Origin of the sequence: Sphingomonas sp. Leaf357 (genome assembly GCF_001423845.1) — a bacterium.
Classification (GTDB): Bacteria; Pseudomonadota; Alphaproteobacteria; order Sphingomonadales; family Sphingomonadaceae; genus Sphingomonas.
The window spans coordinates 328,789-354,039 of sequence record NZ_LMPM01000001.1 but is presented as its reverse complement, the minus strand read 5'-3'; the positions used below and the strand labels follow the sequence as shown (position 1 = coordinate 354,039).

Annotated in this window: 19 protein-coding genes; 13 read left to right on the top strand and 6 right to left on the bottom strand. The window is 67.0% G+C overall.

Annotation, left to right across the window (positions count from 1 at the left end; all coding sequences use genetic code 11):
- Window positions 1-134: 134 nt before the first annotated feature.
- A complete protein-coding gene (locus ASG11_RS01660; protein ID WP_055774338.1) occupies window positions 135-5,945 on the bottom strand; it encodes an alpha-2-macroglobulin family protein in 5,811 nt (1,936 codons plus the stop codon).
- Window positions 5,946-6,106: 161 nt separating this feature from the next.
- Here ASG11_RS01660 and ASG11_RS01655 point away from each other — a divergent pair, with 161 nt between their 5' ends.
- From ASG11_RS01655 to ASG11_RS01635, 5 genes are all read left to right on the top strand, one after another.
- A complete protein-coding gene (locus ASG11_RS01655) occupies window positions 6,107-7,492 on the top strand; it encodes a glycosyl transferase family protein (protein ID WP_236697346.1) in 1,386 nt (461 codons plus the stop codon).
- Complete coding sequence (locus tag ASG11_RS01650) at window positions 7,489-8,469, top strand: hypothetical protein (protein ID WP_055774336.1); 981 nt, start codon at window positions 7,489-7,491, stop codon at window positions 8,467-8,469. Before ASG11_RS01655 ends, ASG11_RS01650 begins: the two co-directional genes overlap by 4 nt.
- 52 nt (window positions 8,470-8,521) lie before the next feature.
- Window positions 8,522-9,436: a sulfite exporter TauE/SafE family protein gene (locus ASG11_RS01645; RefSeq protein WP_055774333.1), complete on the top strand. Its 915-nt coding sequence runs from the start codon at window positions 8,522-8,524 to the stop codon at window positions 9,434-9,436.
- A gap of 32 nt (window positions 9,437-9,468) precedes the next feature.
- Complete coding sequence (locus ASG11_RS01640; RefSeq protein WP_201781319.1) at window positions 9,469-10,188, top strand: TIGR02186 family protein; 720 nt, start codon at window positions 9,469-9,471, stop codon at window positions 10,186-10,188.
- 77 nt (window positions 10,189-10,265) lie between these two features.
- Window positions 10,266-11,918 carry an ATP-binding protein gene (locus tag ASG11_RS01635; protein ID WP_055774328.1) on the top strand — a complete coding sequence of 551 codons (1,653 nt, stop codon included), beginning with the start codon at window positions 10,266-10,268 and terminating at the stop codon, window positions 11,916-11,918.
- 135 nt (window positions 11,919-12,053) lie between these two features.
- On the opposite strand, the gene ASG11_RS01630 is transcribed toward ASG11_RS01635, so the two are convergent.
- Window positions 12,054-13,556 carry a M23 family metallopeptidase gene (locus ASG11_RS01630; RefSeq protein WP_330218884.1) on the bottom strand — a complete coding sequence of 501 codons (1,503 nt, stop codon included), beginning with the start codon at window positions 13,554-13,556 and terminating at the stop codon, window positions 12,054-12,056.
- A 220-nt stretch (window positions 13,557-13,776) separates the two neighbouring features.
- On the opposite strand from ASG11_RS01630, the gene ASG11_RS01625 reads away from it, so the two are divergent.
- The 5 genes from ASG11_RS01625 to ASG11_RS01605 all read left to right on the top strand — a co-directional run bounded on the left by ASG11_RS01625 (window position 13,777) and on the right by ASG11_RS01605 (window position 18,365).
- Entirely contained in the window at window positions 13,777-16,284 is a 2,508-nt protein-coding gene (locus ASG11_RS01625; RefSeq protein ID WP_055780028.1) for a helicase-related protein, read from the top strand.
- Window positions 16,277-16,582: an RNA-binding S4 domain-containing protein gene (locus tag ASG11_RS01620; protein ID WP_055774322.1), complete on the top strand. Its 306-nt coding sequence runs from the start codon at window positions 16,277-16,279 to the stop codon at window positions 16,580-16,582. The genes ASG11_RS01625 and ASG11_RS01620 overlap by 8 nt, the downstream gene beginning before the upstream one ends.
- A 55-nt stretch (window positions 16,583-16,637) precedes the next feature.
- Window positions 16,638-16,979, top strand: a complete 342-nt coding sequence (gene fdxA / locus ASG11_RS01615) for a ferredoxin FdxA (protein WP_055774319.1) — start codon at window positions 16,638-16,640, stop codon at window positions 16,977-16,979.
- A gap of 300 nt (window positions 16,980-17,279) precedes the next feature.
- Window positions 17,280-17,813 (top strand): CarD family transcriptional regulator, encoded by a 534-nt coding sequence (locus ASG11_RS01610; protein WP_055774316.1) that lies wholly within the window; start codon window positions 17,280-17,282, stop codon window positions 17,811-17,813.
- A gap of 159 nt (window positions 17,814-17,972) precedes the next feature.
- On the top strand, window positions 17,973-18,365 hold the full coding sequence (locus ASG11_RS01605) for a VOC family protein (protein WP_055774313.1): 393 nt from the start codon (window positions 17,973-17,975) through the stop codon (window positions 18,363-18,365).
- A gap of 158 nt (window positions 18,366-18,523) precedes the next feature.
- Here ASG11_RS01605 and clpS read toward each other — a convergent pair whose 3' ends face one another.
- From clpS to ASG11_RS01590, 3 genes are all read right to left on the bottom strand, one after another.
- Window positions 18,524-18,856: an ATP-dependent Clp protease adapter ClpS gene (gene clpS, locus ASG11_RS01600; protein ID WP_055780025.1), complete on the bottom strand. Its 333-nt coding sequence runs from the start codon at window positions 18,854-18,856 to the stop codon at window positions 18,524-18,526.
- A 233-nt stretch (window positions 18,857-19,089) separates the two neighbouring features.
- Window positions 19,090-19,893, bottom strand: coding sequence for a phasin family protein (phaP, locus tag ASG11_RS01595; RefSeq protein WP_236697344.1), 804 nt, complete (start codon window positions 19,891-19,893; stop codon window positions 19,090-19,092).
- A gap of 125 nt (window positions 19,894-20,018) precedes the next feature.
- Window positions 20,019-21,737, bottom strand: a complete 1,719-nt coding sequence (locus tag ASG11_RS01590) for a PHA/PHB synthase family protein (RefSeq protein WP_055774309.1) — start codon at window positions 21,735-21,737, stop codon at window positions 20,019-20,021.
- 109 nt (window positions 21,738-21,846) lie between these two features.
- Here ASG11_RS01590 and ASG11_RS01585 point away from each other — a divergent pair, with 109 nt between their 5' ends.
- From ASG11_RS01585 to ASG11_RS01575, 3 genes are all read left to right on the top strand, one after another.
- Complete coding sequence (locus ASG11_RS01585; protein WP_055774305.1) at window positions 21,847-23,067, top strand: LL-diaminopimelate aminotransferase; 1,221 nt, start codon at window positions 21,847-21,849, stop codon at window positions 23,065-23,067.
- Window positions 23,067-23,336, top strand: coding sequence for a DUF2061 domain-containing protein (locus ASG11_RS01580; RefSeq protein ID WP_055774303.1), 270 nt, complete (start codon window positions 23,067-23,069; stop codon window positions 23,334-23,336). Before ASG11_RS01585 ends, ASG11_RS01580 begins: the two co-directional genes overlap by 1 nt.
- Before the next feature lie 165 nt (window positions 23,337-23,501).
- Window positions 23,502-23,966, top strand: coding sequence for a RidA family protein (locus ASG11_RS01575; RefSeq protein ID WP_055774301.1), 465 nt, complete (start codon window positions 23,502-23,504; stop codon window positions 23,964-23,966).
- A gap of 21 nt (window positions 23,967-23,987) precedes the next feature.
- Here ASG11_RS01575 and ASG11_RS01570 read toward each other — a convergent pair whose 3' ends face one another.
- Window positions 23,988-25,163 (bottom strand): phospholipase D-like domain-containing protein, encoded by a 1,176-nt coding sequence (locus ASG11_RS01570; protein WP_055774298.1) that lies wholly within the window; start codon window positions 25,161-25,163, stop codon window positions 23,988-23,990.
- Window positions 25,164-25,251 lie beyond the last annotated feature (88 nt).

Below are 25,251 nucleotides of genomic sequence, written 5' to 3'. Positions count from 1 at the left end.
TCACCCCAGCGAAGGCTGGGGTCTCGTGCGGCTTCTGTCCCGCCTTCACCGCCTGAGATCCCAGCCTTCGCTGGGATGACGGGGATTGGTGCGGCCTCCGCATCTTCGGGAGGGCCTGCTTGCTCAGCCACGCATCACCGCTGCGCCACGCTCACCGGCGCATTCGGCACCGCCGCGCGGATCGCGGGTGAATACATCGCCTCGACCCGGCTCGGCGGCAGCGAGAACCGGCCCGCCCCGTTCAGCCGCATGACGTAGACGATCGTGAAGCGCCCGCGCGGCACCCAACTGAAATAGCCGCGCCACGCATCGTTGCGGCGTTCGATATAGGCGGGCTGCACGCCGACCTGCACGTCCCAAGCCTTGCCGTCGCCGTCGACCGCCGCGAATTCGGTGCCGTCGCCGGCTTTGGCATCGGCATTCAGCAGTTTCGATTGGCCGCCAAGATCGCCGACGATCGTTGCCCCGGCGGGTATCGGATCGTTGACCACCACCCAGTTGCGCTCGGCCGAGGCTTCGACCGTGATCGTCACCTTCACCACGTCGCCGCGCGTCAATATGCCCTTGGTGCGCGCCTGCATCACCTCGGTCTTCTTCGCCATGCGGTATCCGGCAAACAATGGCTGGGTCAGCGGCACGGCGGCGGAGACCGACACGTTCGCCCACGGCCCCGCGCCGCTCGCCTGCGCCAGGCGCAGCGGCGTCTGCACCGCCGGCAGCGGAAAGCCGATCTGCCGCAGGTTCACCGCCAGCGGCCATGCGCGGCTGACCGTCGCACTGCCCAGCGACATCGTCGTCGCGCCGGTGATCGCGCTCGCCGGATAGATCGACGCGAATTTCTTCGCCGCGATCGTGCCCCACGCATTGGCGGTGGTCGTATCCCAATGCCCGCGCGACTGGCGCAGGCTCACGCCGACCATCATCTTCGGCGCATCGTCTTGCCAGCCGGGCCGGCCGAGCGTGGCGATCACCGCCTTGATCGCGCCTTCGTCGCCCGACGACATCAGCCACCACGGCGCGGTGTTCTGGTCCGACAGGTCGAGCCGCGTGCCTTCGTACACCAGCCGCGTCCGGAGCACGCTCTCCGCACTCGTCTTCAACGCCTGCGCATTGGCGAGGCCGGCCACGCGGTCCAGCGCGACGAGATAGTCGGACAGGGTCGAGGTCGGCATGTCGGCCGGCGTCATGCCGATCTGCCCGAGCATCGCCGGCGTCGCCGCCCCCTGTCGCGCCAGCGCGGCGAACGCTGCGACGCGCTGCAGGCGGACATCGCCATAATCCTCGTGCCGCAGGCGCCCGTCGAGCACCGCCTTCATCGCCTCGATCATCCGCGTGCGCGGCCCCTCGGGGATGGCGAGGCCGGCATCGGCCGTCAGCGACAGGACATAGGCGGTCAGCGATTCCGATCCGGTCAGGCTCTGCGACGGCCAGTACCGCAACAGCCCGTCCGGAGCCTGATAGGTCGGGATCTCGCCCGCCAGCCGGTTCCACGCCCCCGCGTCACCGAGCGCGACCGAGGTCGACAGTCGTTGTTCGAAACAAGTGTAGGGATAGGCCGCCATGAACAGCCGCACGCCGGCCAGCGGCGGCGCGAGCGTATCGCTGAGACGGATATCCACCGTGCCGCGCCCCGGCAACGCCCCTGCCGGCGGCGCGATAGGAATCGTCGTACTGGCTCCGATTTGCGCCAGCGTGCCGGCCCATACCTCGACCGGGATCGCCGGGATCACCTCCTGCGAGACGGTGATCTGGTCGCTGGCCTTCCCACCCTCGGCCACCGCCTTGACCTGCCAGCGCAGGCCCGCGACATGCTCTGGTGCGGTCAGGTTCCATGCCACCGGCGCGGCCCCGCCCGCCGGGATCGTCACGGTCAGCGGCTTGCCCTGCGCCACGCGCGGGAACACATCGACGGTCGCAGTTACCTTCATCGGCTTGGTCGATCCGTTGCGAAGCGTGAAGCCCGCGGCGTAGAAATCGCCCGATCGCACCAGTTGCGGCATGCCGGCGAAGATCGACAGATCCTGCGCGGTGCGCACATCGGCCATGCCGGTGCCGAACAATTGCGCGCCGTCCGTCGCGATCGCGACCAGCTTGAACGAGGACAAGGCATCCGACAGCGGCACCGCGATCCGCGCATGGCCCTGTGCGTCGAGCGCGACCCGCCCCTTCCACAGCAGCACCGGCTGGAAATTCTCGCGGTTCAGCCCCGACGAGTCGCCGCCGCCACCACCGCCGGCCTCCACCGCCTTGCGCCCGATGCGCCGTTTGCCGACGACCTGGCTCTGCGCGGTCGAGGTGAGCACGGAGAGCGATCGTTCGCCCATCATCGCGGTCAGCACGTCCCACGATTCGTTCGGGGCGAGTTGCAGCAAGGCCTCGTCCACCGCCGCGAAAGCGACATCCGCGCTGGCGGCGGGCTTGCCGTCCGGCGTCTTCACTTGAACGTCGACCTGGGCGGTATCGCGCGCGGCATAGCGTTCGCGATCGGCCTTCACCGCAACCTGAAGCTTGTGCGCTTCCCAGCCGACCTTCACCTTGGCGATGCCGAGGCGATAGGCCGGCTTGCCGAGGTCGACCAAAGCGGTCGGCTCGCTCGCCTGGGGCGGTCCATCGACCAGCCCCAATTTCTGCCCGATCCCGCTCAGCCAGCTCCAGAAGCCGCCCTGCACGCGCCCGCGCACTGCCATGACGGACACGAATACGTCGGGCGCGTAACTGCCCGGCATCTTCACCTCGACCACCGGATCCTTGCCCGACAGATCGGTGACGAAACTCGAGAGCACGCCCTCGCGCTCGACGGTGACGAGGACGGTCGCCTCGCGGAACGGCATGCGCACCTGGAAGCGCGCCGTCTCGCCCGCGGCATAGGTGGTTTTCTCGGGCACGATGTCCATGCGGTCGCCATTGTCGCCGCCGAACCACCAATCGTCGTCGCCCGCCAGCCACACCGATTTGGTCGCGCGTGCGATGTTGCCGTTCGCGTCGGTCGTCGTGGCGACGGCATAGACCTCGCCCGACACGCCCGGGTCGACCGCGCATTGCGCAAGGCCCTGCGCGTCGGTGGTGGTCGAACAGCTGCCCGCCAGCTTGGTCGTGCGCATCTGGTTGTCATAGGCGTAGAAGCCGCCGATCAGCCGCCGTCGCGCGGTCAGTACCTGCCGGCTGTAGAGCGCGACGTCGATCTTCTGGTTCGCGCGCGGTTTGCCTTCGGTGTCCAGCGCGACGAAGCGCAGGCGCAGATCGTCCTGCTTCATCAACCAGCCGTCCGTCTTGACGCCCAATTGCACCGCCGACGTGAAGATCGGCACGCGCCGGGACGCGGTCAGCACTTCGCCATTGGCATCCTGATAATCCATCTCCACCAGCATGTCGGTGGTGTTGGCCAGCGTCTGCGGCACGTCGATCGTGGTGCGCGCGGTGCCGTCGCCGCCGAGCGTCGAGGGCAGGGTCTGGGTCGGGGGCAGCGGCGTCCTGTCCTCCTCGCCGTCGCCGTTCAGCGGCTTCACGCCCTCGGCGATCTCGATCCCGCCGAAACTGTACGCCTCGTAATCGGCCGGCGCGCTGTCGTGCGGGCTGTATCCGACGCGCAGGTCGACCGGCATGTTCGACGCGCCACCGCCCGAGAGGTACCCGACGAACAGATCGAGCGGCAGCACCTTCGGCCGCACCGCCGCGTCCTTCGGGCCGGCCACGCTCGCGCGCATCGTCGGCAATTTGTATTCGTCCACCTTGAACGACTGGCTCGTGTAGATCGTGCGCTCGCCGATAATGACGCGCAGGTCGTAATCGCCCATCGGCGCGCCCGGCGGCGCGGTCCAGGTCGATTCCCCGATGCCGTTCGCATCCACGCTCAGCGGCAGATCGAACTGCGTGTCCGACCCGCGATGCGACAGCCTGAGGGTGCCCGTGAATGCCGGGGTCAGCGCGAAGCCAGCACCGAGCGGCTTGCGCACGATATGCTTCATATGGATCGTCTCGCCCTGCCGCACGAGCGCCCGATCGAACACCGTGTGCAGGATCTCCTCGCGCGCATCGTAACCGTAGGGCAGATCGAAATCGTACGGGCGGATGCCCTCGCTCCAACTCGTCAGCGTGAAGCTGAAATCGTCGCCGGCGCGCGCGGAGATCATCAGCGGCGGGGTCGAGCCGTTCTCGCATTCGCCATAGGTTTCGACCTGCGGCAGGCCCGGCTGCACGTACAGCCCGCCGGCCTTGTCGGTGATGCCGCGCGCGAGCAATCTGCCGGTGCAACTGTCGGTCACGCGCACCTCGGCATTGACGACCGGCTTGCCGCTGTCGAGCGCCGTCACCCAGGCGAGGCTGCGTTCGCGGCCCCATTTGAAATGCACCGCCATGTTCGTGACGAGCGCCGCGCTCGCCACGTAGCGCGGTGCCTTCCGCCCGAGCAGCGCCTGGCCGAGCACCGGACTGGCCAGTTCGACGACATAGAATCCGGGCTTGGCCAGCGGTACGCCGACCACTTCGAAATCCTTGCCCTTGCCCGGCAGGCCCAGCTTGAACGCGCTGCCCGCCATGGCGCCGGTCAGGATCGGCTTGGACCCGGTGTCATTGATCCGCACCGTCTCGCCGCCGCGCTTGATCTCGTGGCTGGCATAGCGGTCGGCGGCAGCGACGGTGCGCAGCCATTCCGCAACCTTGCCGTCCGATCCATCGACGCGCAGCGATTGCCCGGCGATGCCGAGGTTGCGGCCCTGCAGCGCCGGTTCGATGTTGCGCACCGTGACGGGCAGGACGCCGCCTTCCTTGGCCTCGAGAATGCCGAAACTGGCGGCGAATTTCACCAGCGGCGGCGCTTCGTCGAAGCGCACGTCGAGCGGGAAGCGTTCGGCATTGGCCAGCGCGCGGCCGCTTTCGTCCTTGATCCCGGCGGGAAGGCTCAGCTTGGCGGTCGTCGCGCTGGGCAGCGGCGCGGCGAAGCTGATGTCGCTTATCGTCGCCTTCTTCTTGTCGTCGTCGCTGAACACAGGTGCGATCGTCTTGCCGTCCGGCGTGGCGATACCGATCTTTTGCGCGTCGCTCATCGCGATCGGCGCGGTGAAGCGGACATACGCCTTTTCCACCGGCGAGCAGCCCGCCTGCGCATTGACGCGCGAACATTCGAAGCGCGCGGTGAACGGCTTACGCATGGTGTAGTCGAAACGCTGGTCGGCCCCGGCCAGCTTGCCGCCGGCCCCGGCGATCTTCGCGCCCCAGACGAGCGCCATCTCGCGCCCGGCGGGCAGCGGACGGCGGCACTTCAGCGCGGTTACGCCGGCCAGTGCCTTCTGCCGATCGGCCGCGCTGGCGGGGATCGCGGCGGGCAGGCCAGCGCTTTCCAGAAAGTTGCGCACCGTCCAGCCGGTCGTGCCCATCTCGCCGAGCAACTTGCCCGGCAGATCGGCCGGCAACACGTCGACGGCGATCTTCTCGCCGATGCCGTCGACCGAGCAATAGGCATTGGCGGCGACCGAGGCGGGCGTCGCGGGCAGGTTGGCAGCGACCAGAAACACCTGGTCCTCCTCGATCTCGCCACCATAACGCGCCGGCAGCACCGCGCGCGCCACGGGTCCGCCGGCATCGACCTTGAAATCTTGCTGGCCGGTGACGGCATAGCCACCGACGCTCTTCAGGCCCGCCTTGATCTTGAATTCGCACATCGTGCCGCCGGGCAAGGACGATTTGAATTCGTGGACGAAGGTTTGCGGGTCGACCCAGCGGCCCTCGCCTTCGACCGGGCAGGTAACGTCGAACGGCCCCGCCGTGCGCGGATCGCCCAGTGGCACCATCGGCTGGCTGAAGCGTACCGTGAAGCGCTCGATGCCTCCGCCCGAACCGGCATCCCCGATGCCCGGCGTCGCCATGATGACCTGCGGGCTATTGTCTCCGAAAGCCGCCACGGGAGCGATTGCAAGGCCGAGCAACGCGAGGCGCCATGCGAGCTTCATTGCAGTCCCTCTCCTGATTGTGGCCGAGGCTAATGCTTTTGTCGGTCCCGATCCAGCGACCTTTTACCATGGCTGAGGCGCACTCTTATCCTATATGGAAACGCGATTTTTGATGGGCGAATCGCGCGCGAGTGCCACGTGGAGGCAGGCGATTGGGGCACGTGTCGGGGGATTGGGCGAACATCCTCGCCGTGGTGGATGTCGTCGCACGCGAAACGATGCTGTTCGCGGCGATTGGGCTCCTGATCGGCGGGATCGACGATCTTGCGATCGACCTCGTCTATGCGCGTCATCGCCTGCGTCGCGGATCACCGCCGAGCCTCGATGATTTTCCGGTCTGCGCGGATGGCGGCCGTATCGCGATATTCGTTGCCGCCTGGGAAGAGGCCGAGGTGATCGGGCCGATGCTGCGCACTGCGCTGGCGCGGATCGATCATCCGGATTACCGGATCTATGTCGGCACATATCCCAATGATCGCGCCACGACCCTCGCCGTTTCAAAGGTGGCCGAATGCGATGCGCGGGTCCGCCCGATCATCGGCGACAAGGCCGGTCCGACGACCAAGGCCGATTGTCTCAACACGATCTGGCGTGCCCTGCTCCGCGACGAGGCGGCGGAGGGCTGGACGGCGAAAGCCGTGGTGCTGCACGATGCCGAGGATGTTGTGCATCCCGCCGAACTGCGGATTTTCGACGCGCTGATCGGGCGGCATCTGGCGGTCCAATTGCCGGTCCACCCGTTGATCGATCGGCGCTCGCGCTTCGTGTCGGGTCATTATGCCGACGAATTCGCCGAAGCGCATGGCAAGACGCTTGTCGCGCGCCAGGCCCTGGGTGCGGGATTGCCGCTTGCCGGGGTGGGTTGCGCGATCGAGCGCACCTGCCTCGGGCGGCTCGCCGATCTGCGCCGGAACGCGCCGTTCGATGCCGACAGCCTGACCGAGGATTACGAACTCGGCCTGCACATCGCCGCGTTGGGCGGCAGCGGCGTGTTCGCGCGCGTCGCGGAATGGCCTGGCGGGCCGCCGGTGTCCGTTCGCGCCTACTTCCCCACCCGCCTGGAGGCGGCGGTGCGGCAGAAGACACGCTGGATGATCGGCATCGCGCTCGCCGGATGGGATCGGGTCGGCTGGAGCCGCGCGCGCGACTGGCGCGACCATTGGATGCGCATGCGCGATCGCCGCGCGCCGATCGCGGTCCTCGTGCTGGTCGCTGCCTATCTCGCGCTATTGGTCTGGGCAGCCTCGGCGATCCTGCACTGGACGATCGGCATCGCGCCACACGCTTTGTCGCCGGCAATGGGGACGCTGCTGACGATCAATTCGGCGCTGCTGGTCTGGCGCCTCGCGGTGCGTGCCGCGTTCACCTGGCGTGCCTATGGCTGGCGCCAGGCCTGCTTGTCCCTGCCGCGGGCGGTGGTGGGAAATTTCATCGCGCTCGTGGCGGCGCAACGCGCATTGTTCCGCTACACCGCCATGCTGCGCGGCGCGACACCGACCTGGGACAAGACCGCGCATATCTTTCCCGACGACATCGAACGACCGTGATCGTCGGGCGGCCGCTGCGCTTCCTCGGCGTGATCGTCGGCGGCTGGATCGCGATGCGCGTGACGATCCTGTGGTGGCCGGATTCGTTAACGGTGGAGGTGGCCGAGGTCGCCCCGATCGGACCTCGCATCCCCGTCCCGCCTGCACCGGCGATCGAGCGATCGAACAGGGTCTTGTCGGTCGCGCGTCTCGAACCCTCGGCGCGATCCGCATCTGCGAACTTTGTCGCGCCGACAAATGTCCTTCTCCCTCGATCAGAAGCCCGCCCGACTGCCGCCGTCATCGCGCACACCGCGATCATCCCCGGATTGCCTGCGCCACTCGCATCCCCACCGGAACGCCGGACGCGATCGCGCTTCGCCGGCAGCGTCTGGCTCGTCGCACGCGATGGCGCCGGGTTGGACGGAATATTCGGTGCACAACTCGGCGGATCGCAGGCGGGCGCTCGCCTCACCTACGCGCTAACCGAAAGCCGGCGTCTCGCGCTTGCCGCACGGGTCAGCACGCCGCTCGGGCCGGGCGCGCAGGAATTGGCGTTGGGGTTCGAATGGCAACCGACCCGACTGCCCGTGCGGGTCGTCGCAGAGCAGCGCATTGCCCTGAACGGCGGGGGTGGCGGGCCGACCATCGGAGTGGTCGGCGGTTTCGGCCCGAGGATCATCGCCGCAGGCCTCGCGCTCGAAGGCTATGCGCAATCCGGCGTGATCGGGCGCGGCGAAGGCGAGGGTTTCGCCGACGGAGCGGTGCGATTGGCCCGTCCGCTCGCCAAGCTGGGCGATGTCCGCTTCGACCTCGGCGCGGGAGTCTGGGGCGCTGCGCAAAGGGGGGCGTCGCGCGTCGATCTCGGCCCATCGCTCGTCGCGCACGTTCCGCTCGTTCGGCAGCCGGTTCGCCTCTCGCTCGACTGGCGGCAGCGCATCGCCGGCAATGCCACGCCGGGTTCCGGGTTGGTGCTGAGCGTCGGGGCGGATTTCTGATCCCGTACCGCAACCGCTTCCGCCGCACGTCACTTCGGGCTAACCCAGCCGCGTGGATCTCTACCTTCCCATCGCCAATCTCTCGGTCAATGCGCTCGTCATCGTGCTGCTCGGCGGCGGGGTGGGCATGTTGTCGGGAATGTTCGGGGTCGGCGGCGGGTTTCTCACGACGCCGTTGCTGATCGTCTACGGCATCCCGCCGACCGTCGCGGCGGCCTCCTCGGCCAGCCAGGTGACCGGCGCGAGCATCTCCGGTGTGTTCGCCCACGTCCGGCGTGGCGGGGTGGATTTCAAGATGGGCGGCGTGCTGGTCGCCGGCGGCATTTTGGGGGCGCTGGCCGGTGCGTGGATTTTCCGCCTGCTTCAGGCGAGCGGGCAGATCGATGTCGTCATCGCCATCGTCTATGTCCTGATGCTGGGTTCGATCGGCGGATTGATGGCGAGCGAATCCTGGGGCGCGATCGCTGCGACACGGGCCGGCCGCCCGCCGCGAGCCAAGAAACGACGGCATCATCCGCTGGTCGCCGCGCTCCCGTTGCGGACGCGGTTCTACGCCTCCGGCCTGTACATCTCGCCCTTGGCGCCGTTGCTGCTCGGCTTCTTCACCGGCATTCTCACGATCCTTCTCGGCGTCGGCGGCGGGTTCGTGATGGTGCCGGCGATGCTCTATCTGCTCGGCATGGGCACGCAGGTGGTGGTCGGCACGTCGCTGTTCCAGACGTTGTTCGTGACGGCGGCGGCGACGATGGTCCACGCGACCACCACAAAGGCGGTCGATATCGTTCTCGCCGCGCTTCTGCTGCTCGGATCGGTGATCGGCGCGCAGGCCGGCGCACGTTTCGCCGGCAAGGTGCGTCCCGAATATCTCCGTCTCGCGCTTGCGGTGATCGTGTTGCTGGTGGCGGTCCGCATCGCCCTCGGCCTCGGATGGCGGCCCGACGAGATATTTTCGGTCGAACTTTCGTGAGATGGTTTCTGCTGCTGCTTGCGCCGCTGCTGATGGCGCAGGCCAAGCCGGTGCTGGTGCCGGACGTCAGTCAGCGCAATATCGAGATCGCCTATTCCTTCACCGGCGCGGAACTGCTGCTGTTCGGCGCGATCCTCTATCCCGGCGGGCGCCTGCCCGATGACGAGAAACCGACCGACGTGGTCATCGTCGTCAAGGGGCCGGTCCAGTCGATCCTGGTGCGCGAGAAGGAGAAGGTGGCCGGCATCTGGGTCAATTCCGCCCGACTGCGTTACAAATCCGCGCCGAGTTTCTACGCCATCGCCTCGTCCAAGCCGATCCAGCGCCTCGTCGACGATCGCACCCAGGCGATCTACGAGCTCGGCCTCGATTCGCTGCAACTCTCGCCGGCGAGCAACGCGCCCCCGGCCGAACAGGATCGCTTCGCGCGCGGGCTGGTCGATCTCAAGCGCCGCGCCGGCCTGTATTACGAGGCCCCCCGCGCGGTCGAGATCACCGATGGCGTGCTCTACCGCGCGCGCGTGACGATCCCGGCGCGCGTGCCCGTCGGACGCTTCACGGCGGAGACGTTCCTGATCCGCGACGGCCGCGTACTGGCGGCGGCAACGCGCGACATCGATATCCGCAAATCCGGATTCGAGCGCTTCGTCGCGCGTTCGGCGGACAATCACGCGATCCTCTACGGCCTGGTCGCGGTGGCGCTGTCGGTGTTGTTCGGCTGGGCCGCGGGCTGGGTCGCCCGGCGCATCTAGCCACTAAGTCACGAGCGGAACTCAATCTTTACCTCTCTCGGGCAGGGTCGGCCGATACTCCCTGAGGAAGATGCCTGATGACCGAGATGCTGGGCAGCGACGCATTCGTACGAGCCGCACCGACCACGCTGATCGGCGCGCCGATCGGCATCGTGCTGGAAATCGCCGGATCGAGCAGCCAGGTGGTGCTCGATGCTCGCGCGCTGGAACTCACCGCCGCCAACCCCGATTCCGTGGTCGCCAGCGCCGGATCGGTCGGCAGCCAGATCAAGATGCGCGTCGGTGCCACCTGGCTGATCGCCAACATCCGCTCGCTCCGGCTGATCGACGGAACGGACGACAGGATCGTCGCGCAGGTCGATTTCCTCGGCGAGGGCGACGAGGAGCGGTTGACCGGCAAGCTCTACAAATTTCGTCGCGGCGTGACGCGCTATCCCAATCCGGGCTGCCAGGTCTTCCCGGTCACCACCGCCGACCTCAAGCAGGTCTACGCCGCCGACGATCGCGCCACGATCGAGATCGGGACGGTCTATCCGACCCGCGACATCCGCGCCTCGCTGTACGTCGATGCCATGCTCGGCAAGCATTTCGCGTTGCTCGGCTCGACCGGCACCGGCAAGTCGACCAGCGCTGCCTTGATCCTGCACCGCATCTGCGAGCTCAGCCCGCAGGGCCATGTCGTGATGATCGATCCGCACGGCGAATATGCCGCAGCGTTCAGAACCAACGGTGCGATCTACGATGTCGGCAATCTCCAGATGCCGTACTGGCTGATGAACTTCGAGGAACATTGCGAGGTGTTCGTCACCAGCGACGGATCGGAAAATCAGGTCGATGCCGACATCCTCGCCAAATGCCTGTTGCTCGCGCGCGCCAAGGGGCGGCTCGGACAGGAGATCGGCAAGCTGACGGTCGATGCGCCAATTCCGTATCTGCTCAGCGACCTGACCAACATCATCAGCCTCGAAATGGGCAAGATGGACCGTGCAGGCGACACCGCGCCGTACCTGCGCCTGAAGACCAAGATCGACGAGATCAAGGCCGACCCGCGCTATGGCTTCATGTTTTCGGGCATGCTGGTCGCCGATACGATGGCCGATTTCCTCGCGCGCATCTTCCGCCTGCCGGGCGACGGCAAGCCGATTTCGATCATCGACGTGTCCGGCGTGCCAAGCGAGATAACGTCCGTCGTGGTTGCGATGCTCAGCCGGATGGTGTTCGATTTCGCGATCTGGTCGCGCGGCGAGCCGCAGCGCCCGATCCTGCTCGTCTGCGAGGAAGCGCATCGCTATATCCCGAACGAGCGCAACGCGGATTCCTCGTCGGTCGGCCGCATCCTCGGCCGTATCGCCAAGGAAGGGCGCAAATACGGCGTGTCGCTCGGGCTGATCACGCAACGCCCGTCCGATCTAGCCGAGGGCGTGCTGTCGCAATGCGGCACGATCATCGCCATGCGCCTGAACAACGATCGCGATCAGGCCTTCGTCCGCGCCGCGATGCCGGAAGGCGCGCGCGGCTTCCTCGATTCGATTCCCGCCCTGCGCAACCGCGAGTGCATCATCTGCGGCGAAGGCGTCGCGATCCCGATCCGCGTGTCGTTCGACGGGCTGGAAGACAATAAGCGGCCGGCATCGGACGATCCGATGTTTTCCGATCTGTGGCGCCAGGCGGGCGGCGAAGATCAGATCATCGCACGCACGATCAAGCGCTGGCGCTCGCAGGGGCGGTAAAGCGCCTTTCCCCGTCATCCCGGACTCGATCCGGGGTCCAACGTGTCGCACGGATCACGCTTAATCAGTATCGTGTGAACCAAGCCACCTGTTGGATCCCCGCCTGCGCGGGGATGACGGCAGAATTGGAATGGCTCAGCGCTGGCCCGGTTTGACCGACAGCAACGCCGCAACCCGCGCCTTGAACGCGCGCAGTTTCTCGCCCGACAGGGTGGCGACGCTCGAGAAGGAGAAGCCGCGCGGATTGACCGAGACGCCGTTGCGCCACACTTCCCAATGCAGATGCGGGCCGGTCGACATGCCGGTCGATCCGACCGCGCCGATCTGCTGCCCGCGCGCGACATGCTGGCCGGGGCGGACGAGGATCCGGCTCATATGGCCGTAGCCGCTGACGATCCCGCCGGAATGCGACAGCTTGACGAAATTGCCATAGCCCGCGCTGCGCCCGGCGAACTGTACCACGCCGTCGATCGCGGCGTAGATCGGCGATCCCCAGGCGGCACCGATATCGATGCCCTTGTGCATGCGCATGAAGCCGAGCAGCGGGTGCATCCGCATGCCGAAATTGGACGTGATCCGCCCGCTGACCGGCATGCCCATGAAGCCCTGGCGCTGGCTCTGGCCGTTCGCCTCATACCATTGCCCGTCGTCCCATTTGACGAGCTGGGTCTTCTTGGCATGCTGGTCGAGCCCGGCGAACATCAGGTCGCCCAATTGCACTTCGCCGGTCGCCGCGCGCGCCTGGCGCAGCACGAAATCGAACGTGTCGGACGGCGACACCGCGCCGATCGACACGCGGGATGCAATCGCCTTGATATAGGCTTCGACCGCCTTGGCCGGCGCGCCGGCGGCGCGTGCGGAGCGGTACAGGCTGGAGCCGGCCAGCCCCTGGATCCGCAGCGGCGTATTGTCGATCGCGATGCGTTGCTGCGTCATCGCCAGCGTGTCGCCGGCGCGCGCCAGCGACAGGTTGAGATCGAAGCGCGCGCGGAAGGCAAGATGATCGAGCGGACGTGCGACGTTGCGATTGGGGCGGCGGCCGAGCGTGAGATCGATCCGCGTGCCCGGCTTGATCCCGTCCAGCGGCACCGCGCCTTCGACAAGGTCGGCGGCGCGCGCGGCGTCGCTGGCGGACACGCCGGCGCGTTGCAGAAGGCGCGAGAAACTGTCGCCGCTGCCGAACGTCGCGGTCATCTCCAGCGTCGGGCGTTCGGGCGTCTCGGCGAGCGGCGCGACGAGATCGTTCGCCGCCATCCGCCGTCCGGTCGATCCGCCCCAGGCGAGCGGCGCGATCGATTGCGTGCGGGCCTCGTCCCATTCGCTGCCCGTCAGGGCCGGCGCGACGTTGCCCGGGATCGTGCGGTTCAGGCCCGGCGACAGCGCGCAGGTCGCGGTGATCAGCGCGGTGCAGGTCGCGGCACCCCGCCACCATTCGCGTGAGCCGATGCGCGAACCGAGATCGGGTGCCCAATCGGTGCTGGCGACTCCTTCGCGGATCTGGGCACGGATCCGGTCGAGCGGGGAGAGCTGTACGGGGACGAAGGGCGCGCGGCCGAAAGACAGCGTGGCGGTGCCACCGGCCTGATCGTGTCCATGATCGCTGCGCAAGAACAAAGCGGAGGTGCCCCCAAAGGTCACGTTCGCCGATCCCCCCGGCGTGGGTCGAATCACTGTGGGGGGCAAATGCTAAAGTCAAATTAACCGCGTGGCCGACGCGACTCGCATCGGGCGAAGCGTTCACGCGCTGCGGCGAAGCGAGGGGGATCGTGGAACTGCCAACCAATTGAGCGGGTTGCGCCACGTTGTCCGAATTCGGCGGTTGCGCATGGGCGTGTCCGCGCCGATGTTGCTTTTCGACATGCACGCTCGCGAAGAACGCCCGGTCACTGCGGTGCTGGGCCCGACCAATACCGGCAAGACGCATCTCGCGGTCGAGCGGATGTGCGGCCATTCGAGCGGCATGATCGGCTTTCCGCTGCGCCTGCTCGCGCGCGAGGTCTATGACCGGGTGGTGAAGATCAAGGGCGCCAATCAGGTCGCCTTGATCACCGGCGAGGAGAAGATCGTGCCAAAGGATGCACGCTGGTTCCTGTGCACCGCCGAGAGCATGCCGCTGGACAAGGATCTGGCGTTCGTCGGCGTGGACGAGGCGCAACTGGGCGCGGACCGCGAGCGCGGCCATGTCTTCACCGATCGCATCCTGCGCGCGCGGGGGCGGGAGGAGACAATGATTCTGGGGTCCGAGGCGTTGCGACCGATGCTCAAGACGTTGGTGCCAGGCATCGACATCCTCAACCGTCCGCGCTTTTCGACGCTCTCCTACGCGGGCGCCAAGAAGATCAGCCGCCTGCCTAAGCGCTCCGCGATCGTGGCGTTCAGCGCGGAGGAAGTGTATGCCGTCGCCGAGATGCTGCGCCGGTTGCGCGGCGGCGCGGCCGTGGTGATGGGCGCGCTTTCGCCGCGCACGCGCAACGCGCAGGTTGCGATGTTCCAGGCCGGCGAGGTCGATTATCTCGTCGCTACCGACGCGATCGGCATGGGGCTGAACATGGACGTCGCGCACGTCGCCTTCGCCAGCCTCGACAAGTTCGACGGCCAGCGCCAGCGCCGCCTGACCGTCGCGGAGATGGCGCAGATCGCCGGGCGCGCCGGGCGGCACCAGCGCGACGGCACGTTCGGCGCGCTGGTCGAGGACGGGCCGGGTGCGTTCACGCCGGAGGAGGTGCTGGCGATCGAGGAGCATCGCTTCCCGCGCCTCGATCACCTGTTCTGGCGCGAGGGGCAGCCCGATTTCTCCAGCGTGGACGATCTGATCCACAGCCTCGAGGCGCGGCCGGAGATGCGCGAACTGCGCGCCGCCCCGAAGGCGCTCGACCTGCTCGTGCTGAAGCGCCTCGCCGAGGAGGATTGGGTGCGGGATCGGGCGCGCGGGCCGGCGATGGTCAAGCGCTTCTGGGCGGCGTGCGGCGTGCCCGATTTCCGCAAGGTCGGGCTGGATCCGCATGCGCGTTTCTGCGCCAAGCTGTTCGGGTATCTGAGCGAGGGGCAGGGGCATGTTCCGCACACCTGGTTCGCCGAGGAGATCGCGCGGCTGGATAATGTCGCCGGCGATGTCGAGGTGCTGGCCGGGCGGATCGCGGCGGCGCGCAGCTGGGCCTATATCGCCAACCGCGCCGACTGGCTGGCCGATCCGGCGTATTGGGCCGGCCGCGCCGCGCAGGTCGAGGAACGCCTGTCCGACGCGCTGCACCTCAGCCTCACGCAACGCTTCGTCGACAAGCGAACGACGATGCTGCTGCGCCAGATCGGCGCCTCCCCGCGCGATCTGCCGGTTACGATTGGGGCGCAGGGGGAGGTCATGGTCGAGGACCATATGATCGGACATCTGCACGGCTTCGGCTTCACCGTGGCGCCGGATGCGCGGGCCGGCGACAAGCGCCTGCTGCTCGCCGCCGCCGAACGCCGGTTGGGGGACGAGCGCGCGCGGCGTGGCACCGCGCTCGTCGAGGCGCCGGATGTGGCGTTCGTCCTGTCGGCCGAGGCGGGCGAGCCTCCCGCGATCGCGTGGGACGGGTTGAAGGTGGCGACCTTGACCCAGGGGCCATCGCTCGTCCGTCCGGCGATCGCGCTCGATCGCACCCTGGAGTGCCTCGACGCCGGGTTGCGCGGGCGGATCAAGACGCGGCTGGCGGCGTGGGTCGGCGATCGGATGGCGCAGCACGTCCCCGCCTTGGTCGCGCTGGAGGCGGTGACGCGCGATGCCGGGGCCGGGCCGGCGCTGCGCGCGGTGGCGGCGGCATTGATCGATCAGGGCGGGCTTTTGCCGCGCATCGACCACCGCGTCGCGATCGACGGCCTCGATCCCGCCGCGCGCAAGCGGCTGCGCAGGATCGGGATCGCGATCGGCGCGCTCGACCTGTTCGATCCGCGCCTGCTGAAGCCCGTCGCCGCGCGCTGGCGCCGCGCGTTGCTCGCCGCGCGCCATGCCCGGCCGGTTGCCGCGGCCCCGGCCGAGGGGGCGACGGTGCTGCCGCGCACCGCGCCGGGCGCGCATCTGTCGCAGGGCTATCGCGCGATCGCGTTGCAGGCGGTGCGCGTCGATCTGGTCGAGCGGATCGCCAAGGCGGCGTTCGAGGCGCGCTCCGGGCGCAAGCCGTTCGCGCCCGATCCCGCGCTGGCCATCTCGATCGGCGTGCAGCCCGCGACGCTCGAACGGCTGATGGCCGGGCTCGGCTTCAAGATCATCCGGGTGGAGGACAGGGTCGCGCACTGGGTATGGCGTGGCCGTGCGCCTGCGCCCGTCGCCCCGCCGCCCCGTGACAATGCTTTCTCCGCGCTGGCGGACCTGAATATCCGCCATGGCTGAACGCGGGGACCCAGGCTCGATGCGGCTCGATCGGTTCCTGTGGTTCGTGCGCCTGGCCAAGACGAGAAGCGCCGCTCAGACCATCGCCGCGCATAGCCGCCTGCGCATCGACGGGCGAGCGATCGACCGCGCGCATGCCCAGGTCCGCATCGGCAACATACTGACATTTCTGTACAACGACCGCGTCCGCGTGATCCGCGTCGCGGCCCTGCCCACCCGGCGCGGCCCCGCCCCCGAAGCGCAGCGATGCTATGAAGAGCTGGGTGAGAATGCCTCGCATCAAGCCGCATCCGATTGACGGCGCGGAACGGCGGGCATAGCAGAACAGCGTTCGTCTAACGGGAAGACCAAGTATGACCTATGTCGTCACCGACGCCTGCATCAAGTGCAAGTATATGGATTGCGTCGAGGTATGCCCGGTCGATTGCTTCTACGAGGGCGAGAACATGCTGGTGATCAACCCCAGCGAGTGCATCGACTGCGGCGTGTGCGAACCGGAATGCCCGGCCGAGGCGATCCTGCCCGATACCGAATCCGGCCTCGAACAGTGGATGGAGCTCAACAACACCTTCTCCGCGCAATGGCCCAACGTCACGCGCAACGCCGGGCAGACGCCCGCCGACGCCGACGAGCACAAGGGCGAGGAGGGCAAGTACGACAAGTATTTCTCGCCCGAGGCCGGTGCCGGAGACTGATCCGGACGATGCGAGCGTAAGCGTGCGGCGCCGGCATGGTCGGCGGCGCGTTTTCAAAAGCCGAGCAGCGCCAAAATCGCCTCCGATGGTCCCAATTTCGGCCCGGGACGGATACTTAACGGCACGTCAGGCTGGTAATTTTGTTACGACTCTGCTAAACAGGCGGGGACGGAAGGCGTGTTCGCGCGTTATTCCGGTCTGGAGACACACCTAAACCCAAATCCCCTCCTCGCGCGTCCATCGGCCTAAAGTGCCTGGACGCTTCCACCCGGGGACCAGTTCACGGAAAGGCTCAACGGAATGGCTGCAAAAGCCCTATCCTTCGACGTCGGCGATTATGTCGTTTACCCCAAGCACGGTGTCGGCCGTGTGATCGAACTGCAAAAGTCGGAAATCGCCGGCATGCAGCTCGAACTTTATGTGCTGCGGTTCGAGAAAGAGCGCATGACGCTCCGCGTGCCGACCAACAAGGCGGAAAGCGTCGGCATGCGCAAGCTGTCGAGCGACAAGACATTGCGCGAGGCGCTCGATACGCTGACCGGCAAGCCGCGGGTCAAGCGCACCATGTGGTCGCGTCGTGCGCAGGAATATGAAGCGAAGATCAATTCGGGCGACCTGGTGTCGATCGCCGAAGTGGTGCGCGATCTGTTCCGGGCCGAAGACCAGCCCGAGCAGAGCTATTCGGAGCGCCAGATCTTCGAAGCGGCGACCAGCCGCCTCGCACGCGAACTCGCCGCGATGGAGCAGGTCGACGAGCCGACCGCGCAGGAAAAGATCCTCGACATCCTGCGCAAAGCCGCCGCGATCCACAACAAGGACAAGGCGCCGGCCTGACCGCCCGAGGTTGCGATCCGATCGACAAAGGGGCGGTCAGCGATGGCCGCCCTTTTTCGTCGTGGAACCGCGCGCGCCATGGCTTGCAGCGGCGGCGCGTCTTCAATAGCGCGGATCCGACGCCACCCGGCATCAGGCCGGGAGCGAAGGAGAGCGGGCATGTTGAATCATGTGATGGTCGGCACGGACGATATCGAACGGTCGAAGACGTTCTACGATGCGGTACTCGGCGTACTCGGTGCGGGCGAGCCGTTCCGGCACGTCGGCGATGCGGGCCAGACCCGCTTGTTTTACATGCATGGCGGCAACACCTTCGCCGTCAGCGAGCCGATCAACGGCGAGGCGGCGACAAGCGCCAATGGCGGCACGATCGGCTTCAAATGCGATTCGCCCGAACAGGTGAAGCAATTCCACGACGTCGCGGTCGCGCATGGCGGCACCTCGATCGAGGACGCGCCGGGCCTGCGCGAAAGCAACATGGGCGCGATGCACCTGTCCTATGTTCGCGATCCGGACGGCAACAAATTGTGCGGTATCCACCGGGTGAAATGAGCCTGGGCAGCATCAGCTAAACTTCCCCGGCGAAAGCCGGGGCCCAGTCGGGGCGCAGAAGCAATCGTGCGCCGCGCATTGCAACTTCGACCTGCGCGACTGGGCCCCGGCCTCCGCCGGGGAAGCGCAATGTCGGGCACCTGCCAAACGCTAGCGCGTCACGCCTTCTCCAGCGTGCATTGCAGCGGATGCTGGTTCTGCCGCGCGAACTCGGTCACCTGCGCGACCTTCGTCTCGGCGACCTCGTAGCTGAACGTGCCGCACACGCCGACGCCCTTCTGGTGGACGTGCAGCATCACCCGCGTCGCCGCCTCCATGTCCATGCGGAAGAAGCGCTGCAGGACGAGCACGACGAATTCCATCGGCGTGTAATCGTCGTTGAGCAGCAGGACGCGATACGGCGTCGGCTGCTTGGTCTTGGCGCGCGTGCGGGTCGCGATGCCGAGGCCGGTGCCTTCTTCGTCCCCATCGCCGTCGCGGCGTTCGGCCATGGCCGTGATGTCGTGCTTTTGGATCATGTGTCCGCAAAATATGGCATGCCGGGGCCCGAGGGCAAGGGGGCGCGCGCTTCTGACGACGGATAAGCCCCACTTCCAGCGCGGCGCATCGCTTCGGCCTGTCATCGCGTGCGGTCTCGGCCCGGTATCGAAGCGTCTCGTCGGCGCAAACGAAAAGGGCGGCCCCTCGCGGAGCCGCCCTGTCCCGACGATCGCTTGCGTAGAGGTTACGCGGCGATCTTCACCTTCTCGACCGCGATCGCGACGCGGTTCGAGATCGGCTGGGCGACTTCGCCGGCCAGCTTCATCATCGCTTCCGTGTTCTTCGAGGTCTGGGCGACCAGCGAATCGAACGCGCTACGGGCGTAATCGCTCTGCAGCTTGAAGAAATCGGTCGGCGACTTGACGGTCGACAGGCTCTTCAGCGCGGCGGTCGCGCCTTCGAACTGCTTGCGGCTGTATTCGGCGGCGTCCTGGCCCAGTGCTTCGATGCCCTTGGCGGCGATCTTGCTGCTCTCGACGATCGCTTCGATGTTGCCCTTCGAGAATTCGTTGATCTCGGCAAAGGCCTGGGTGCTCTTCGAATTGGCGTCGGTGAACAGGGTCTTGGCCTTCTCGGCGGCGTTCTTGATCGTGGCTTCCATGATATTCACTTCCTTGGTTGCGACGGCCTTCGCTTTCGCGACGACCGGCTTGACGGTTTGGATGGCTTTGACGGCGACGGTCTTGGGGGCGGCCTTCACGACCGCCTTCTTCTTGGCCACGGCCTTGACGACCGGGGCGGTGATGGCTTTGGCGATCGGCTTGGCGACCTTCGGCGCGGGCTTCGCCGCAACCTTGGCCACCGGCTTCGGCGCGACCTTGACGACGGGCGCCTCGACCTTCGCGGGCACCGGATCGGCCTTGGGCGCAGGCGCGCTATCGGATTCGGGGGCCGGCTTCGCGGACGACGCGGTCACGGGGGCGGCAACCGGAGCGGCGGGAGCATCCACCTTGGCGGCAGGCTCGGTGACGGGCGTCGTGCTGGCCAAGGGGGCCTCCTGATGGTTCGTTGTTGCACTGCAATATAATCGGTGCGGCCACGCCATGCAAGAGCTTTTTGTTGCACTGCAACATAACCGTCACGCAGGAGAAACGATCCCGCAACGCCGGCCGTTCAGCGCGTTTTCACATAGCTCCCCGGGGCATCCTCGATCGCCTTCAGGCTCCCCTCGCCGGGATGCCGCGCGCCCGTGGCCGGCACGGTCTCGTCGTCGCGCTCGCGCAGCCAGCCGATCCAGTCCGGCCACCAGCTGCCCTTGGTCTCGGTCGCCCCGGCGACAAACTCCGCGAGGCTCTCGACCGGGTTCGAATTGCGCCAATATTGATATTTGCCCTGCGCCGGCGGGTTGACCACCCCGGCGATATGGCCCGAGCCGGCGAGCACGAAGGTCATCGGCCCGCTGAACTGCCGCATGATCTCCCACACGCTCTCGACCGGCGCGATATGATCCTCGCGCCCGGCCTGGATGTAGGACGGCGTCTTCACCCTGGTCAGGTCGATCGGTGTGCCCCCGGCGGACAATGCGCCGGGTTTCACCAGCAGATTGTCGCGGTACAGATCGGTCAGATACGCCAGATGCCATTTCGCCGGCAGGTTGGTCGTGTCGCCGTTCCAGTGCAGCAGGTCGAACGGAGCGTAATCCTGCCCGAGCAGATAATTGTTGGTGACGTAGTTCCAGATCAGGTCGCGCCCGCGCAGCAGGTTGAAGGTCAGCGCCATATAGCGTCCGTCGAGGAACCCGTCGGGCGACAATTTCGCGATCGTCTCCAATTGCTCGTCGTCGATGAAGTTGAGCAGCTCGCCCGCCTGCCGGAAATCGACCTGCGCGGTGAAGAAGGTCGCGCTCTTCACCTTGTCGGCCTGATCGCGCGCCGCCAGCACGGCGAGCGTCGCCGCCAGCGTGGTGCCCGCGACGCAATAGCCGATCGTATGGACCGCCTCGACCTGCAGCGCGTCGCGCACCGTGTCGATCGCCTCGATCTGCGCGGCGATGTAATCGTCCCACACCACGTGCTTAAGTCCGGCATCGGCGGATTTCCACGATACCATGAAGACGGTGATGCCCTGGTCCACCGCCCAGCGGATGAAGCTCTTCTCCGGCGTCAGGTCGAGAATGTAGAACCGGTTGATCCAGGGCGGGAAGATCACCAGCGGCACCGCCAGCACATTTTCCGTCGTCGGCGAATATTGGATCAGCTCGTACAGATCGGTGCGGTGCAGCACCTTGCCCGGCGTCATCGCCAGATTGCGGCCGAGCTCGAACGCATTCGGGTCGGTATGCGTCAACTGGCCCTTGGCGATGTCGGCGAGCATGTTCTGCAGGCCCTTGAGCAGATTCTCGCCGCCGGTCTCGATCGTCCTTTCCAGCACCACCGGGTTGGTCGCGGGGAAGTTCGACGGGCTCATCGCCTCCAGGAATCCGCGCGCGGCGAAACGCATCTGCTCCTTCTGGCGCTCGTCCACGCCGTCCAGCGCGTCGATGCCCTGCATCATGTGGTCGGAGATCAGGAAATAGCTCTGGCGGATCCAGTCGAACAAAGGGTTCTCGCGCCACGCCGCATCCTTGAAGCGCTTGTCGCGGGCATGTTCGGGCGATTCGACATGGTCCGAGGCCTTGGCCGGATCGAGGAAGCGCTGCCACAGGTCGAGGCTGTCGGACCAGAAACTCTCCGCGCGCTTGAGCGTCGCCGGATCGGTGAGGCCAGGGATCACCGGCAGCGCGGCGGGCGCGCTCGGCACATTGCTTTCCAGCAGCATCTGCTGCGCCCGGCCCATCACCCAGGTCCAGTGCTGCATGTCTTCCAGTGTCGGCGGCTTCGGTGCGTCGGCCATATGTCTCTCCTGCCGGCACCCTAACCCAATCGGTCATCCTCGCGAAAGCGCGGATGACGAGAGGGGGCGGAATGCCGTAAGAGCGGCACTCCTCTAGTCGGGAAAGACGATGTCCGAAGAATTCTACCGCATGAAGCGCCTGCCGCCCTACGTGATCGCCGAAGTAAACGCGATGCGAGCGCAGGCGCGGGCGGCAGGCGAGGACATCATCGATCTCGGCATGGGCAATCCCGATCTGCCGCCGCCCGATCACGTGATCGAGAAGCTGGTCGAGGTCGCGCGCAAGCCCAACGCGCACGGCTATTCGCAGTCGAAGGGCATTCCCGGCCTGCGCCGCGCCCAGGCGAACTATTACGGCCGCCGCTTCGGCGTCGAGGTCGATCCCGAGAGCGAGGTCGTCGTGACGATGGGGTCGAAGGAGGGGCTGGCCAGCCTCGCCACCGCGATCACCGCACCGGGCGACGTCGTGCTCGCGCCGAACCCGTCCTACCCGATCCACACGTTCGGCTTCATCATCGCCGGCGCCACGATCCGCGCCGTGCCGACCACGCCGGATGAAGCGTATTTCGAAAGCCTGGAGCGCGCGATGGCCTTCACCGTGCCGCGCCCGTCGATCCTGGTCGTCAACTATCCGTCCAACCCCACGGCGGAGGCGGTCGATCTCGCCTTCTACGAACGCTTGGTGGCGTGGGCGAAGGAGAACCGGGTCTGGATCATCTCCGATCTCGCCTATTCGGAACTGTATTACGACGGCAATCCGACGCCCTCGATCCTGCAGGTGCCGGGCGCCAAGGACATCGCGATCGAATTCACCTCGCTCAGCAAGACCTATTCGATGGCCGGGTGGCGGATCGGCTTCGCGGTCGGCAACAAGACGCTGATCGCAGCGATGAGCCGGGTGAAATCGTATCTCGATTACGGGGCCTTCACCCCGATCCAGGCGGCGGCGTGCGCCGCGCTCAACGGCCCGCAGGATATCGTCGAGAAGAACCGGATGCTGTATCACAAGCGCCGCGACGTGCTGGTCGAAAGCTTCGGCCGCGCCGGCTGGGACATCCCGTCCCCGCGCGCGTCGATGTTCGCCTGGGCGCCACTCCCCCCTGCGCTGGCGCATCTCGGCAGCCTCGAGTTCAGCAAGCAGATGCTGACGCATGCCAAGGTCGCGGTCGCCCCGGGCGTGGGCTACGGCGAAAACGGCGAGGGCTTCGTGCGCATCGCGATGGTCGAGAACGAACAGAGGCTGCGTCAGGCGGCGCGCAACGTGCGCAAATATCTCCAGTCGATGGGCGTCAACACGCCCCCTTCGACGGCAGCGTCGAAGGCCGGCTGATGTTCCTGCTGCGGGGTCTCGAATCGCATCCACGCTCGTTCGTGAAGGCGGTGTCGTGGCGCACGGTGGGCAGCATCGACACGTTCGTGCTCGGCATGGTCTTTACCGGCGGCAATGCGAAGGTCGCCGGGTCGATCGCGGGCACGGAGGTGATCACCAAGATCCTGTTGTTCTACTTCCACGAACGCGCCTGGTCGCTGGTGAAATGGGGCCACCGACCGTACCCTCGCACGCCGGATCAATCGGGCGAGGGCCCCGCGCCGGTTTAGGTTTGGCCTAATCCATCAAACCCGTCCGTGCTGAGCCTGTCGAAGCACTGCCTTTTTTTCTCCACCGCCGAGAGGAAGGGCAGCCCTTCGACAAGCTCAGGGCAGACGGGGTTCCAGGCATCGGAAAGCATTGACGCGGCACCGCCGCCACGGCATCCCGCGCGGATGACCGATCGTATCGCCACCAAGCTCGCCGAACTCGGCCTCGACCTGCCGGTCGCGGCCGCCCCCGTCGCCAGCTACGTCCCCGCCGTCCAGGCGGGCGGGTTGCTGCACATCTCCGGCCAACTGCCGTTCAAGGACGGCGCGCTGATGACCGGGCGGCTCGGCGAAGACAAGGACCTCGCTTACGGGCAGGAGGCGGCACAGCGGTGCGCGCTGATGCTCGTCGCGCAGATGAAGGCGGCGCTCGGCGAATTGTACCGCGTGAAGCGCATCGTGAAGCTCGGCGTGTTCGTCAATTCCGCCGGCGATTTCACCGATCAGCCGAAGGTTGCCAACGGCGCGTCGGATCTGATGGTCGCCCTGTTCGGCGATGCCGGCAAGCATGCCCGCAGCGCGGTCGGCGTGCCCGTCCTGCCGCTCGGCGCGGCGGTGGAGATCGACGCGATCGTCGAGGTCGGCGAGTAACGCGCTTCCGGACCTGAGCGCCTAAAGCCGCTCGCGACCGAAATTGAGCCGCTTGGTCACGTTATAATCCAGCACCGTGATCACGAAATAGGCGGCTGCCTGCTTCACGCGCCGCCACGGCGTCGTGCGCGCCTTGTACAGCGCCTTGGTGATCAGTTCCGACTGAGCGATCTCCCCCTCGACATAGGCGCGAGCGTGGTCGGCGAACGCCGTGTCCTCGATCCGCAGCATGATTTCCAGATTGAGGAACATCGAGCGGATGTCGAAATTCGCCGACCCCACATACGCCACCGAATCGATCACGAAGAGCTTGGTGTGCAGCTTGGTCGGCAGATATTCGTAGATCCGCACCTTCTTGCGCAGCAGCCCGGCATAGGTGAAGCGCGCGGCCCAGATCGCCGCCGGATGATCGTTCGTCGAAGGCAGCACGATCCGCACCCGTCCGCGCTTGCCGATCCGGTCGAGCCGCCGCAGCATGGCCGGGTTCGGCGCGAAATAGCCAGCGATCAGATCGAAGCGATGCGCCTTGCGCAGATCGTTCTTCACCGCGCGTGCCCAGGGGCTCAGGTGCCGGGTCGGCCCGCCGAGCAGCCAGCGCGTCTGCCCCTCGTTTTGGCTCCACTGCGCGAGCAACCGGCGCAGCGCGCGGATCGGCGCCTTGGGGGTGCGGATCCACTTGGCCAGCGTATCGAAATAGCCGCCGAGCGCCGCCGCCGACGGCCCCTCGATCGACAGGCCCAGATCGCGCCAGGCCTGCTCGGCCGGCGTGCCGAAATACGAGTCCTGGATGTTGAACCCGCCGATGATCGCGCGGGCATCGGCGGTCTCGCCATCGGCCAGCGCCAGCTTCTGGTGGTTGCGCAGCAGGTACCGCCGTCCGAGCCTGGGCTCGAACCGGCACACCGACGCGCCCGCCGCGACGAGGGGGGCGAAGAAATCCTGCGCCGCGGCCGGCGCGCTGCCCATTCCGTCGACGATCACCGCCACGGTCACGCCGCGCAGCGCCGCATCGATCATCGCCTGGCGCACCTTCACGCCGGATTCGTCGTCGACATAGATGTAATAGAGGATGCGCAGCGAGCATTTCGCGCCGTCGATCAGCGCGATCAGCGCGGCCAACCGGCGCGGCCCGGTATCGATCATGGTCAGCCGATCGCCATCGACCAGGAAGCTCGGCTGCGGGGGCGGTTCGGCCATCGCCCGGCTGTGGCGGCGCGGGCGCGGCCGCGCAAGCCGGATTTCTTGACTCCGGCGGCCTCGCGGCCTAGATCGCGGCGCTTCACCT